Annotated in this window: 15 protein-coding genes; 14 read left to right on the top strand and 1 reads right to left on the bottom strand. The window is 66.5% G+C overall.

The window, feature by feature from the left end:
• Positions 1-21: 21 nt before the first annotated feature.
• The 6 genes from lepA to recO all read left to right on the top strand — a co-directional run bounded on the left by lepA (position 22) and on the right by recO (position 5633).
• Positions 22-1812, top strand: a complete 1791-nt coding sequence (lepA, locus tag AB6730_RS18365) for a translation elongation factor 4 (RefSeq protein WP_371025040.1) — start codon at positions 22-24, stop codon at positions 1810-1812.
• Between the two features lie 98 nt (positions 1813-1910).
• Positions 1911-2813, top strand: a complete 903-nt coding sequence (gene lepB / locus AB6730_RS18360; protein ID WP_371025039.1) for a signal peptidase I — start codon at positions 1911-1913, stop codon at positions 2811-2813.
• 139 nt (positions 2814-2952) lie between these two features.
• Positions 2953-3327 (top strand): DUF4845 domain-containing protein, encoded by a 375-nt coding sequence (locus AB6730_RS18355; protein WP_371025038.1) that lies wholly within the window; start codon positions 2953-2955, stop codon positions 3325-3327.
• 6 nt (positions 3328-3333) lie between these two features.
• Positions 3334-3990 (top strand): ribonuclease III, encoded by a 657-nt coding sequence (rnc, locus tag AB6730_RS18350; RefSeq protein ID WP_371025054.1) that lies wholly within the window; start codon positions 3334-3336, stop codon positions 3988-3990.
• Positions 3987-4919, top strand: a complete 933-nt coding sequence (era, locus tag AB6730_RS18345) for a GTPase Era (protein ID WP_371025037.1) — start codon at positions 3987-3989, stop codon at positions 4917-4919. Before rnc ends, era begins: the two co-directional genes overlap by 4 nt.
• Before the next feature lie 21 nt (positions 4920-4940).
• A complete protein-coding gene (gene recO, locus AB6730_RS18340; protein ID WP_371025036.1) occupies positions 4941-5633 on the top strand; it encodes a DNA repair protein RecO in 693 nt (230 codons plus the stop codon).
• A 10-nt stretch (positions 5634-5643) separates the two neighbouring features.
• Here recO and AB6730_RS18335 read toward each other — a convergent pair whose 3' ends face one another.
• Positions 5644-6375: a response regulator gene (locus AB6730_RS18335; protein ID WP_371025035.1), complete on the bottom strand. Its 732-nt coding sequence runs from the start codon at positions 6373-6375 to the stop codon at positions 5644-5646.
• Positions 6376-6420: 45 nt separating this feature from the next.
• On the opposite strand from AB6730_RS18335, the gene AB6730_RS18330 reads away from it, so the two are divergent.
• From AB6730_RS18330 to AB6730_RS18295, 8 genes are all read left to right on the top strand, one after another.
• The gene (locus AB6730_RS18330; protein ID WP_371025034.1) at positions 6421-8448 is read left to right on the top strand and encodes a hypothetical protein; all 2028 of its coding nucleotides are present in this window, start codon (positions 6421-6423) and stop codon (positions 8446-8448) included.
• 22 nt (positions 8449-8470) lie between these two features.
• Positions 8471-9076 (top strand): YdbL family protein, encoded by a 606-nt coding sequence (locus AB6730_RS18325; RefSeq protein ID WP_371025033.1) that lies wholly within the window; start codon positions 8471-8473, stop codon positions 9074-9076.
• Positions 9077-9161: 85 nt separating this feature from the next.
• Entirely contained in the window at positions 9162-10463 is a 1302-nt protein-coding gene (rlmD, locus tag AB6730_RS18320) for a 23S rRNA (uracil(1939)-C(5))-methyltransferase RlmD (protein ID WP_371025032.1), read from the top strand.
• A 13-nt stretch (positions 10464-10476) separates the two neighbouring features.
• Complete coding sequence (locus AB6730_RS18315; protein WP_371025031.1) at positions 10477-11001, top strand: CYTH domain-containing protein; 525 nt, start codon at positions 10477-10479, stop codon at positions 10999-11001.
• Entirely contained in the window at positions 10995-11996 is a 1002-nt protein-coding gene (nagZ, locus tag AB6730_RS18310) for a beta-N-acetylhexosaminidase (RefSeq protein WP_371025030.1), read from the top strand. The genes AB6730_RS18315 and nagZ overlap by 7 nt, the downstream gene beginning before the upstream one ends.
• A gap of 6 nt (positions 11997-12002) precedes the next feature.
• A complete protein-coding gene (locus AB6730_RS18305; protein WP_371025029.1) occupies positions 12003-12548 on the top strand; it encodes a hypoxanthine-guanine phosphoribosyltransferase in 546 nt (181 codons plus the stop codon).
• Between the two features lie 5 nt (positions 12549-12553).
• Positions 12554-13300, top strand: coding sequence for an S-methyl-5'-thioinosine phosphorylase (locus tag AB6730_RS18300; RefSeq protein ID WP_371025028.1), 747 nt, complete (start codon positions 12554-12556; stop codon positions 13298-13300).
• A 135-nt stretch (positions 13301-13435) separates the two neighbouring features.
• Positions 13436-13642, top strand: a complete 207-nt coding sequence (locus tag AB6730_RS18295) for a cold-shock protein (RefSeq protein WP_306846354.1) — start codon at positions 13436-13438, stop codon at positions 13640-13642.
• The last annotated feature ends 173 nt before the right edge of the window (positions 13643-13815 follow it).

Below are 13815 nucleotides of genomic sequence, written 5' to 3'. Positions count from 1 at the left end.
TGAACGTGACCACGGCGCTCCATGGAACTCATCCGCAACTTCTCCATCATTGCCCACATCGACCACGGCAAGTCGACCCTGGCCGACCGCATCATCCAGTTGTGCGGGGGTTTGTCCGAGCGCGAAATGGAAGCGCAGGTGCTCGACAACAATCCGATCGAGCGCGAGCGCGGCATCACCATCAAGGCCCAGTCGGTATCGCTGCCGTACAAGGCGCGCGACGGCAAGACCTACCAGCTGAATTTCATCGACACCCCCGGACACGTCGACTTCTCGTACGAGGTCAGCCGCTCGTTGTCCGCGTGCGAAGGCGCGTTGCTGGTCGTCGATGCCGCGCAGGGTGTCGAGGCGCAGTCCGTCGCCAACTGCTACACGGCGATCGAGCAGGGCCTGGAGGTGATTCCGGTCCTCAACAAGATCGACCTGCCCACGGCGGACATCGACAAGGCCAAGGCCGAGATCGAGGCCGTGATCGGCCTGGACGCCAGCGATGCGATCCCCGTCAGCGCGAAGACCGGCCAGAACGTGGTCGAGGTGCTGGAAGCCATCATCCAGCGCATTCCCGCGCCGAAGCCGGGCGACACGGACAAGCTGCAGGCGCTGATCATCGACTCCTGGTTCGACAACTACCTCGGCGTCGTGTCGCTGGTGCGCGTCATGCAGGGCGAGATTCGTCCCGGCGACAAGATCCTGGTCATGTCCACCGGCCGCACGCATCTCGTCGACGACGTCGGCGTGTTCACCCCGAAGCGGAAAAAGCTCGAACGCCTCGCTGCCGGCGAGGTCGGCTGGATCAACGCCTCGATCAAGGACGTCCACGGCGCGCCCGTGGGCGATACGCTCACCCACGCGGGCAAGCCGGCGGCGGCTCCGCTGCCGGGCTTCCAGACCATGAAGCCGCGCGTGTTCGCCGGTCTCTTCCCGGTGTCGGCCGACGACTACCCCGCGCTGCGCGAGGCGCTGGACAAGCTGCGCCTCAACGACGCGGCCATGTTCTTCGAGCCGGAAAGCTCCGAGGCGATGGGCTTCGGCTTCCGTTGCGGCTTCCTCGGCATGCTGCACATGGAAATCGTGCAGGAGCGCCTGGAACGCGAATACGACCTCGATCTCATCACCACCGCGCCGACCGTCGTCTACGAAGTGCTCAAGACCGATGGCAGCGTGCTGGCCATGGACAATCCGGCGAAGCTCCCGCCACCGCAGCAGATCACCGAGATCCGCGAACCGATCATCGTCGCGACCATCCTCACGCCGGGCGACTACGTCGGCAACGTGATCAAGCTGTGCGAAGAGAAGCGCGGCGTGCAGCGGACCATCCAGTACCTGGCCACCCAGGTCCAGGTCACCTATGAATTGCCCCTGGCCGAGGTCGTCCTCGACTTCTTCGACCGCCTGAAGTCCGTCTCGCGCGGCTATGCGTCGATGGATTACCACCTGGAACGTTTCGACGCGGGTCCGTTCGTGCGCGTGGACATCCTGATCAATGGCGACCGCGTGGATGCGCTGAGCCTGATCGTGCATCGTTCGCACGCCGACCGCCGTGGCCGGGAACTTGTGGAGCGGATGAAGGATCTGATTCCGCGCCAGCAGTTCGACGTGGCCATCCAGGCGGCGATCGGCGCGGCCGTCATCGCCCGCTCCACGGTGAAGGCGCTGCGCAAGAACGTCCTCGCCAAGTGCTACGGCGGCGACGTGTCGCGCAAGAAGAAGCTGCTCGAGAAGCAAAAGGAAGGCAAGAAGCGCATGAAGCAGGTCGGCAGCGTGGAGATCCCACAGGAAGCGTTCCTGGCCGTGCTCAAGGTGGACAAGTGAGCGCCGCCGTCGCGGCATGACCTTTCACCTATGGAACCCCGGCGCCGGATGCGCCGGAATGGGCCTCACGGCCCCTCGACACGACTGATGGAGTTGGCATGGCGGCATTCGATTTTTCGGCGATCCTACTCGGCCTCACGGTCCTCTTCGGAGTGATCTGGCTGTTCGATCGCCTGTTCCTGGTGAAGGCGCGTCGCGCCCGGGCGGAGGCCGCCGGTACGGAGCAGCCCGAACCGTGGCCGGTCGACTGGGCGCGTTCCCTGTTCCCGGTGATCCTGGTGGTGCTCATCCTGCGTTCGTTCGTGGCCGAGCCCTTCCGTATCCCTTCCGGCTCGATGATGCCGACGCTCGACGTCGGCGACTTCATCCTGGTCAACAAGTTCGCCTATGGCCTGCGCATGCCGGCCTTCAACAACAAGCTGGTCGAGAACGGCGAGCCCCGCCGTGGCGACGTCGTGGTCTTCCGCTTCCCCGGTTACGTGTGCAAGGACGAAAACGGCAAGACCGTCCGTAGCGGCGACGTCTCCTGCCAGGACCCGCACGCCCCGGTGCCCAGCGAGAATTGGATCAAGCGGGTGATCGGCCTGCCGGGCGACCGCATCGAAACCCGCGGCAGCGAGCTCTACATCAACGGCGAGCGCGTCGGGGCCGACGAGATCGGTCCGTTCAAGGGCAGCATGAACCGCCCCGAGGACCGCCTGTTGATGACCTACGGGTCGAAGCTCTACACCGAGCACCTGGGCAGCATCAATCACACGATCGCGCTGACTCCGGCGTTCAACATGCCCCAGGACATCCCCAACGCCGCCGTCCCCTCCGAGGTGCCCAAGGGCTGCTATATCGTCATGGGCGACAACCGCATGAACAGCACCGACAGCCGCTGGTGGGGCTGCATGCCCGAGCAGAACCTGGTCGGCAAGGCGTTCTTCGTCTGGCTGGCCTGGCGCGGCCCGGGTAACGGCTGGCTCGATTTTTCCAAGATGGGCAAGGTCATCCATTGACCGAACGGAGGCCTCCGTCACGCCGGCGGGCGTTGCGGATGGCGCCGGACAAGGTAATCTCCGCTGCGGGGCGCGTATCGCGCCCCGCACGCATTCACCGTCTTGAACAGGGGAGCCGCCGTGGCGGCGGGACACGATCATGAAATCCAGGCAATCGGGCATTACCCTCATCGGCTTCGTCATCGTGCTGCTCGTGCTGGGCTTCTTCGCCTTCATGGCCATGAAGCTCGTGCCGGCCTACATCGAGTTCTTCGGCGTGAAGAAGGCGATGAGCCAGCTGGCGACGAGCGGCAACACGCAGGACCTCGACAGCATCCGCCGCGACCTCATCTTCAAGATGGGCTTCCAGTACGTCGACGACGCGACGATCCAGCCCAAGGACATCACGCTCGACCGCAGCGGCAACGGCGCCACGCTGAACGTGAACTACGAGAAGCAAATCCATTTCATCTACAACATCGACTTCCTCCTGCACTTCGACAACGCCGTGCAGTTGAGGAATCCGTCCGTGTAACGAGCGATCGTGCAGTTTCCCCATTCCTTCCGTAACCCCGACCTCGCGGCCCTGGCGCTGACCCATCGAAGCGCTGGCCGGCCGAACAACGAGCGCCTGGAATTCCTCGGTGACGCCCTGCTGGGCGTCACGGTGGCCGAATTGCTCTTCGAGGCCCATCCCAACGCGAGTGAAGGCGAACTCTCGCGGTTGCGCGCGCAGCTGGTGAACGGCCAGGCCCTGGCGGTGATCGCGCGTGAACTCGAGCTGGGGGACATCCTCAAGTTGGGGCCGGGCGAGCTCAAGAGCGGCGGCTACCGGCGCGATTCGATCTTGGCCGACGCCTTCGAAGCCCTGGTGGCGGCGGTCTACCTCGACGATGGATACGACGCCTGCCGCCAGGTCGTACGCAGGCTGTTCATGCCCCGTGTGGCAGAAATCAAACGTTCCAGCAAGGATGCGAAGACGCGCCTGCAGGAGTGGTTGCAGGGCAGGGGCTTGCCGCTGCCCGTTTACGAACTCACCGACAGTTACGGCGAAGACCATGCCAAGATCTTCGACGTCAGCTGTTCCATCGACGAACCCGAGCCGATCCGCGTCGAAGGACGCGGCGGCAGCCGGCGCGCCGCCGAGCAGGACGCCGCCGAAGCGGTGCTTCGCCGCCTGCTGGAAACCAAGATATGAATGACATCGACATCACTGAACACGACTCCGTCGTCGACGACGACTTCCGCTGTGGCTACGTGGCCCTGGTCGGTCGCCCCAACGTCGGCAAGTCGACGCTGCTCAACGCCCTGATCGGCGTGCGCCTGAGCATCGTCAGCCATCGTCCGCAGACCACGCGCCACCGCATCCTCGGTATCGCCAGCAAGCCCCAGGGGCAGATCCTCTACGTGGACACCCCGGGCCTGCACCGTGGCGGCAAGCGGGCGATGAACCGCAGCCTCAATCGCGCCGCGCGCGCGGCGATCACCGAGGTCGACCTGGCCGTGCAGGTGATCGAGGCCGGCCGCTGGACCGACGAGGACGCGACGATGTACGCGGCGCTCGCCGAACAGAAGGACATGCCGAAGCTGCTGGCGATCAACAAGGTCGACCTGCAGAAGGACAAGACGGTCATGCTGCCCTTCGTCGCCGACCTGATGCAGAAGCATCCGTTCGACGACGTCTATTACGTCAGCGCGTTGAAGTCCAAGGGTCTTTCCGGCCTGGAGAAGGGCATCCTGAAGCGGCTGCCGGAACAGGCCGCGATCTACGGCGAAGACGAGATCACCGATCGCAGCGAGCGCTTCCTCGCCGCGGAGATGGTCCGCGAGCAGCTGATGCTGCGGCTGGACCAGGAGCTGCCGTACGCCACCACGGTGGAGATCGAGGCCTTCCAGGATCGTCCCGACGGTATCGCCGAGGTGCACGCCGTGATCTGGGTCGAGCGCGACGGGCAGAAAGCCATCGTCATCGGCGAGGGCGGTGCGCAGCTGAAGGCTATCGGCACGTCCGCGCGTAAGCAGATGGAGAACCTGTTCGAACGCAAGGTCTTCCTCAAGTTGTGGGTCAAGGTGCGCGAAGGCTGGGCCGACGACGAAAACCTGCTCAAGCGTTTCGGCTACGAATAAACGGGCCGGCCGCCGGTCGCGATGCGCATCGAGCAACAACCCGCCTTCGTCCTGCACGCCCGTCCCTATCGGGAAACCTCACTGCTGGTCGAGTGCCTGACCCCCGACTACGGCCGCATCGGCGTCGTCGCGCGGGGAGTGCGCAAGGAGCGGGCGCGCCTGCAACGCGCCCAGCTCGAGCCGTTCCAGCGTATCCAGCTGGATATGCTCCTGAAGGGCGAACTGGCCACGCTTCGCGGCGCCGAGCCTTCCGGCGCGGTGATGAGGTTGACCGGCGACGCGGGGCTCGCCGGGCTGTACCTCAACGAGCTGGTGGTCCGGCTCACCGGACGACAAGATCCGAACGCGGAATTGTTCGCCTTCTACGAACGCACGTTGCGGCGCATGGCGGCAGGCGAACCCCTGGCCTGGACCCTGAGGCGCTTCGAGCGCGACATGCTCGACTCGCTGGGATATGCGTTACAGCTCGATGTGGACGCGGTCCAGGGCGAACCGCTCGAACCCTCGGCGACGTATTTCTACGACCCCGAATCCGGCGTCAGGCCGGGACGTGCCGGCGATCCACAGGCGATTCGCGGTGCCGACCTGCTTGCGCTGGCCGCCGACCAGGCGCCGGACACCGCCGGGCTGGCATCGCTACGGCGCATGATGCGCCAGGTGATCGGTTTCCACCTCGGCGGTGGCGAATTGCGCGCGTGGCGGGTACTGCGCTGACGGCTCGCCTTCAGCCCGGCAAGGCCGCCAGCGTCGCATCGAGTTCCTCCCGGAATCGCGCCAACGCATCCGGCACCACCGCGCGCGTTTCCCGCACATGCACCTGCAATACCTTCGCCTGCGTTCCCAGCCGGGTGGCGCCACAGAAACCGCACGCGGAACGCAGCCGGTGCATGCGCTCCACCAGGGCGGCCGGATCGACCGCCACGGTGTCCAGTTCCGCCACCAGTTCCACGAGTTCGGCGCGCAGCAGCATGCGCAGTGCCTGCATGGTCGCCGTATCGCCCGCCGCGGTTAGGCCCGCCTGGTCGTCCAGCACCCGCAGCTGCCCATCGATACCCAGCGTGGCCGCCAGCGCATCGACCACCGAGGCGATGCGGCAGGGTTTTTCGATGATGCCCGCGAATCCCGCCTTGAGTAATTCCGCACGCAGGCTGGAAGGCACTTCCGCGCTGGTCGCCAGGGCGGTGGCCTCTCGCGAGGCCGAACCGGCATCGGCGCGCAACGTGGCCAGCACCTCGATGGCGCCCGCGTGGGGCATGCGGCAATCGAGGATGAGGGCATCGAAACGTTCGGCGCGGGCGAGCGACAATGCCTCCGCGCCGTCACATGCGAGGGTCACCCTGTAGCCGTGCCCGCCAAGCGCGCCGGCGAGGAACTGACGCGTGGAGGGATCGTCGTCGGCGACCAGCAGCCGGCGCGCGCCGGAAGCGGCGTGAAGAAAGGGGGCGTCATGCGACATGCAACGTTCCGTGTCGTTCATCTGGATTTGGCAGAATGGCCGACCATGCTCCCCGTATCAACCCGCCCGTTCATCATGCTGCTCGTCGTCTCAATCGCTCTGGCTTGGGCGAACGGTGCGCAGGCGGGCCTGTCGGTGGGAGCCGACACGCTCCAGGTGCCGGGACTGGAGATGTCCGGCATGCAGGCCGATATCGACCCGGCGGCGAGTGGCAGGGGCCTCGACGTGAAGTTGACCGCCGATCGCGCGGACATGCCCGCCATGGGCTGGCGCAAGCTCGGCCTGGGCCTGGACGGCGTGCTCGATCGCGACGAACTTGGCCGTTGGGTGTTCGATGGATCGATCCGGCTGAAGGGTGCGCCGGGCGGCGCCCTGGGCAACGCGACCGTGCGGATCGTCGCCGACGCCGCCGCGAATACGCTCGAGGTGTCGCTGCGCCAGGACAAGGCCTCCGCACAGGTGGCCTTGCCGATGGACCAGCCTACCCATGCGCAGATCACGCTGAAGGACCTTCCCGCGGGATGGTTGCAGGGCCTGCTCTCCACCGTGTGGTCCGGTCGTGCCACGGCGGGACGGGTCGATGCCGACCTTGCGCTCGACATCCTCGAAGACGGCGTCCAGGCGGCGGGCCAGTTCGCGCTGGACGGTGTCGGTTTCGACGGTTCGGGCGGGAAGCTCGCCGGACAGTCGTTGTCCGGCGGCGGCCGCGTCGGTGTCGACAGTCACGCCGACGGCCAGTCGATCGATCTCGACGTCACCTTGCGCGGTGGCGACCTGCTGCTCGGCCCCTTGTATGCCGACTTGCCGGCGCATGCCGTGCAGTTGGCGCTGGGCATCCGTACCCATAAAGGCGAACTGGCGATCCCTCGCCTGCGCCTGACCGATCCCGACGCCTTGCAGCTCGAAGGCGAACTCGGCTTCACCGCCAAGGGCGACCTGTCGCGGTTGCGGTTCGACCGGTTCAATGCCCGCTTTCCGGCCGCCTACAACCGCTATGGCAAGGGACTGCTGCGTGACGCCGGCCTCGATGGGTTGCGTGCGAGCGGTGAAGTGGCCGGCCACGTGGCGATGGAGGGTGGTGCGCTCACGGCCTTCGCCATGCAGACCGGCGGCCTGGACCTGGCCTTGTCCGACGGCCGCCTCGGCATCGATGGCTTGCGTGGTTCCGTCGACTGGAGCGCCACCGACGAGCGACCGGCGACGAAGCTCGGCTGGCGCGCCTTGAGGGTCTACCGCATCCCGAATGGCGCGGCGGAGGCCTCCTGGCACAGCACCGGCGGCACGCTGAAGCTGGACAAGCCGTTCGCGATTCCCGTCCTCGACGGCCAGTTGCGCGTTCTCGGGCTCTCCCTCCGTCCGGCGGCGGCCAGCGGCGAACGGCTGCAAACCTCGCTGGCGCTTACCCAGATCGACATGGCCGCCTTCTGCCGAGCGCTCGGTTGGCCACAGTTCCAGGGGACGCTCGGCGGTGCCGTGCCCTCGCTGCGCTATGTCGACGACCGGGTGGAACTGGCCGGCGGCCTGTCCCTCAACGTCTTCGACGGCTTCGTCGATATCACCGGCATGACCCTGTCGCGTCCGTTCGGCGATGCGCCCGTGCTGACCGGCGACATCGCGCTGCGCCGCCTCGACCTCGGCCTGCTGACCTCGGTGTTCGACTTCGGCAACATCACCGGCCGCCTGAACGGCGCGATCGACGACCTTCGCCTGGTCGCCTGGAGCCCGGCATCGTTCAAGGCCAGCCTCGTCGCCGATGAAGGGGGCAGGATCAGTCAGAAAGCGGTCAACAACCTCACCTCCGTAGGCGGGGGCGGTATCGCCGGCGGACTCCAGGGCACGGTGCTGAAGCTGTTCAAGACCTTCGGTTATAAGCGCATCGGCTTGTCGTGCACGCTGAAAGGCGACGTCTGCAGCATGGGCGGCCTGGGCCCGGCGAAGGATGGCTACACTATCGTCGAGGGCAGCGGTTTGCCCCGGCTGACGGTGGTGGGACACCAGCGGGAAGTGGACTGGCATACCCTGGTCCGCCGCCTGCAAGCGGCAACGGAAGGCGACGGACCCGTCGTGCGATAACCCAGGAAGTGGAGTAGAAATCATGCGTAAACCCCTGATGGGCCTCATTGTGGCCGCGGCGCTCGCCCTCGTCGGCTGCGTCACCATCAATGTCTACTTCCCCGAGGCGGCGGCCCAGAAAGCCGCGGACCAGTTCATCGGCAACGTCCTCGACGAGAGCGGGGTCGGCAAGCCGTCGCCCGCGAAGGACGCGCCGGCGCGTCCGGCGCCCGGCAACCAGCCGTCGGCGTCGCTGCTCGACCTGGTCATTCCCGTCGCGCTGGCGGCGGAATCGCCGGACATCCAGGTCCGCACACCGGAGACCGACGCGATCCGTGCACGCATGAAGGCCCGCTTCGGCGGCCAGCTGAAAGCCTTGTTCGATAGCGGCGCAGTGGGCTTCACCGCCGATGGCCTGGTGGCCGTGCGTGACCCCGGTGCCTTGCCCCTGGACCAGCGCTCGCAGGCGGATGGCCTCGTCAAGCAGGAAAACAACGACCGCGACACGCTGTATCGCGCCATCGCGGCGGCGAACGGCCACCCCGAGTGGGAGCCGCAGATCCGCAAGACCTTCGCCGAGGGTTGGGTCCAGCGCGCACCGCCGGGCTGGTATTATCGCGATGCCTCCGGCGCCTGGAAGCGCAAGTAGGCATTCCGCCAGGATCGCACGCCTCGCGGCGCGTCCTCCCAGCCAGCCCGGGCCGTCGGCGGTCCGGGCTTTACGTTTTGAGCGCATGACCGAATTCGAAGCCACCATCACCGACCTCAGCCACGACGGCCGGGGCGTCGCCCGCATCGACAACAAGGCCACCTTCGTCTCCGGCGCGTTGCCGGGCGAGCGCGTGCTGCTGAAGTACCGCAAGCGCCACCGCAACTACGACGACGCCGAGATCGTCCAGGTGCTCGAGGCATCCCCCGAGCGCGTGGCGCCGAAGTGCCGGCATTTCGGCCAGTGCAGTGGTTGCTCGCTGCAACACATGGACCCGGCCGCGCAGATCGCCGCCAAGCAACGCGTGCTGGCGGAGAACTTCGAGCGTATCGGCAAGGTGAGTCCCGCCTCGTGGTTGCCGCCGCTCACCGACCAGCCCTGGGGCTATCGGCGCAAAGGCCGTTTCTCGGTTCGCTATGTCGCGAAGAAGGAACGCGTGCTGGTGGGCTTCCGCGAGGAAGCCAATCCGCGTTTCGTGGCGGACATCGATACCTGCGAGGTCATCCATCCGGCGCTCGGGCCGAAGGTGGGACTGCTCGCCGCGCTGATCGGCGGCCTCGATGCGGCCCGCGATATCCCGCAGGTGGAATTCGCCGCGGGTGACGACACCGTGGCCCTGGTGTTCCGTCACCTGGTACCGCTGTCGGAGCGGGACCAGGCGGCCCTGGTCGCGTTCGGCAAGGCGCATGGCCTGGCCATCTACCTGCAACCGGGCAACCAGAGCAGCGTTCATCCGATCTGGCCCGAATCGCCACGCCTGGCCTTCGCCGTGCCGGCGGAAAACGTCGAACTGGAATTCCTTCCGCTGGACTTCGTGCAGGTGAATGCCGGCATGAACCAGCGCATGCTCGCGCGCACGCTGGAACTGCTCGACCTGCAGCCCGCGGACCGGGTGCTCGACCTGTTCTGCGGCCTCGGCAATTTCACCTTGCCGATCGCCCGGCACGCCGCGGAAGTGGTCGGCGTGGAAGGCGAACATGGCCTGGTCGAACGCGCGGCGGCCAATGCCGCCCGCAATGGCCTAGGTAACGCCTCGTTCCGCGTCGCCAATCTTTTCGAAGACCAGCGCGATGCGCCGTGGGCCACGCAGTCGTGGGACAAGATCCTGCTCGATCCGCCCCGTGCCGGTGCCGACAAGGTGCTGGAATACCTTCCCCGCAAGGGCACCTCGCGCGTCGTCTACGTATCGTGCCACCCCGGCTCGCTGGCGCGCGACGCGGGTATCCTCGTGCAGAAGCACGGCTTCAAACTCGTGTCGGCCGGTGTCATGGACATGTTCCCGCACACCGCGCATGTCGAATCCATCGCGCTGTTCGAGCGCGGCTGACGGACGGGAACCCATGGGCGTCGAAATCGAACGCAAGTTCCTCCTCGCGAACGACGGTTGGCGTTCCCTCGTGGAGCGCAGCGAGCGCATGGCGCAGGGTTACCTCGTCAATGCCGCCGCCATCGCCGCCGGGCAGGCGAAGTGTTCGGTGCGCGTGCGCATCGCCGGTGACACGGCATGGCTCAACATCAAGTCGGCCACGCTCGGTATCGAACGGCACGAGTTCGAATACGCCATTCCGCTCGCCGATGCGGAGCATCTGCTCCACGAGCTGTCCGACGGCGTGCTCGAAAAGATTCGTCACCATGTCATGCTCGATGGCGCACATTTCGAAATCGACGAGTTCCTGGGCGACAACGCCGGGCTGTTCGTCGCGGAAGTGGAACTGGCTTCGGTCGATGCGGCGTATCCGCGACCGGACTGGCTCGGCATCGAAGTGAGCGAACAGACCCGCTATTACAACGTCAACCTGATCGGCCGGCCCTATGCGACATGGTCGGCCGCCGAGCGGGAAGGGAAGGAGGACACCGCATGCTGATCATCGGCCTTGCCGGTACCGAACTGGCCGCGCACGAACACGGCCGGCTCACCGCGCCAGGCGTGGTCGGGGCGATCCTGTTCTCACGCAACTTCCGTTCGCGCGAACAGGTCACGGCCTTGATCGACTCCATCCGCGACGTCGCCGGTGACGACTTCCTCGTCTGCGTCGACCAGGAAGGAGGGCGCGTGCAGCGCTTTCGCGACGGGTTCACGCGACTGCCGCCACTCGCCGCGATCGGCGCGTTGTACGAGAGCGATCCCGTCGAGGCGGTGAACCGCGCCGAGGAACACGCGTGGATCATGGCCAGCGAAATGCGCGCCATCGGCGTCGATTTCAGCTTCGCGCCGGTGGCCGATCTCGAACGCGGCAGCGCGGCCATCGGCAACCGCGCCTTCCACGCCGATCCGGCCATCGCCGCGGAACTCGTGCAGGCCTATGTGCGCGGCATGCACCTGGGCGGCATGGCGGCCGTGCTGAAACATTTTCCCGGCCACGGATCGGTCAAGGAAGACACCCACGAATCCGTCGCCGTCGATCCGCGCGGCAAGGACGAGATCCTGCGCGACGACCTGCTGCCCTTCGTGGCCGGCATGGAAGCGCGCGCGGAAGCCGTCATGGCCGCGCATGTGAAATACCCCGCCGTCGACGATCGGCCCGCGGGTTATTCACGCATCTGGATCGAGGACATCCTGCGTGGCGAACTCGGTTTTCGCGGCTGCGTGTTCGGCGACGACATCAGCATGGCCGCGGCCGGCGGCGTCGGCGGCATCGCCGCACGCGTGACCGCTAACCTCGATGCGGGCTGCGACCTCGTGCTCGCCTGCTTTCCCGACGTCGTTCCCGAGGCGATCGCGGCGGTCCAAGGCCGCCACCCATCGCCGGCCGAACGCATCGCACCCTTGCGTGGCGCGATCGGTTCGACCTGGGAAGGCCTCGTCGACAATCCCCAACGCGACCGGTTCATCGCGCGCGTGACCGCCCTGGAGCCCTGACTACCCATGACCGCCGCTTCGCTCGACGACGCGCTCGCGCGCTCGGACATCCTGTTCACCCGTGAACAGCTCGATATCGAAATCGCCCGCATGGGCAAGGAGATCGACATCGCCCTCGCCGGCGAACGTCCCGTCTTCCTTACCGTGATGCATGGCGCGTTGGTCTTCGCCGGCCAGCTGGCGTTATCGGTCAGGACCGACCTCGAGTTCGACTACGTCCACGCCACCCGTTACCGCGGCGAGACCAGTGGAAGCGACCTGCACTGGCTGCGTCGCCCCGAGGTGCCGTTGAACGGCCGTACCGTGTTGCTGGTGGACGACATCCTCGACGAAGGCCACACGTTGAAGGCAGTGCGCGATGCCTGCCTCGACATGGGGGCATCGCGCGTCTTGCTGGCCGTGCTCTGCACGAAACTGCATGGCCGACGCGCGCACGGCATCGAGGCCGACTTCAACGGCGTGGACCTTCCCGATCGCTACGTGTTCGGTTACGGCATGGATTACCACGAGCAGGCGCGCAACCTGCCGGCCATCTACGCGCTGAAGGACTGACGCCGATGAGTATCGATCTCGCCGTCATCGGCGGTAGTGGCCTGTATGCCTTCGAGGGCCTGGAGAATGTCGAACGCCAACGCGTCGAGACGCCCTTCGGCCCGGCCTCCGGCGACGTCGTGACCGGCGACTTCCGTGGCAAGCGTCTCGCCTTCCTCGCCCGCCACGGCGAGAGCCACACGTTGCCGCCGCACCGGGTGAATTACCGGGCGAACCTCTGGGCATTGCATTCGCTCGGCGCACGCCGCGTCGTGGCCGTGAACGCGGTGGGCGGCATCCGTGACGACATGGGCCCGCGCACCCTCGTGGTGCCGGACCAGATCATCGACTACACCCACGGCCGCTACACCAGCTTCAACGATGTCGATGGCGCGGAAGTGCGTCACATCGATTTCAGCGAGCCCTACACGCAGAGCCTGCGCCAGGCGATCGTGGCCGCCGCGCGTGCGGAAGGCCTGGCGATCATCGACGGCGGCGTGCATGGCATCACCCAGGGGCCGCGACTGGAAACCCGGGCGGAGATCGCGCGCATGAAGCGCGACGGCTGCGACCTGGTCGGCATGACCGGCATGCCGGAAGCGGCGCTCGCACGCGAACTCGACCTGGAATTCGCCTGCCTCGCCCTGGTGGCCAACTACGCGGCGGGCGCCGGTGACGAAGCGGAAATAAGCATCGAGGAGATCTTCGCCCACCTCGCGGCGGCGACCGCGAACGTACCGCCGATCCTCGGACGCCTGTTGGCGGACGCCTGACGGGAAAGCCTCCCAGTTGCGCTTTGGTCTAAAACATGATGATACTTTGTGCGCGCCGCGGGGGCAGGCCAAGGGGATCCATGGGGAACGCCTCGCCATCCGGGTGCTTCCAGTCCATGTCCAGAGGTTTCCGCAATGCGTTTCGGTACGGTCAAGTGGTTCAACGATGCCAAGGGTTTCGGTTTCATCGCGCCCGAGGACGGTGGGGAGGACGTGTTCGTCCACTTTTCTGCGATCAACTCCAAGGGGTTCCGTAGCCTTCAGGAAGGCCAGCGTGTGAAGTTCGAAGTGACCAATGGGCCGAAGGGGGCCCAGGCGTCCGGCGTCGAAATCGCGGCGTGATCGCCTCGACATTGGTGCCATGAAAGCCCCGCGCGAATGCGCGGGGCTTTTTTTATGTTTGGCGTTGTGGGCTCGGCTTCGCCCTCGCGTTGGGGTGTGGGGCAGAGCCGTCGGCCGCCACCCTCGTCGCTCCGGTTACACCGTCGCTCGGGAAAGGAAGCCGCTGCGCGGCC

This window comes from Luteibacter sp. RCC_6_2, assembly GCF_041360655.1.
Lineage (GTDB): Bacteria > Pseudomonadota > Gammaproteobacteria > Xanthomonadales > Rhodanobacteraceae > Luteibacter.
Note: the sequence above shows the minus strand (reverse complement) of the source record. Positions and strands in the feature narration are given on the sequence as shown.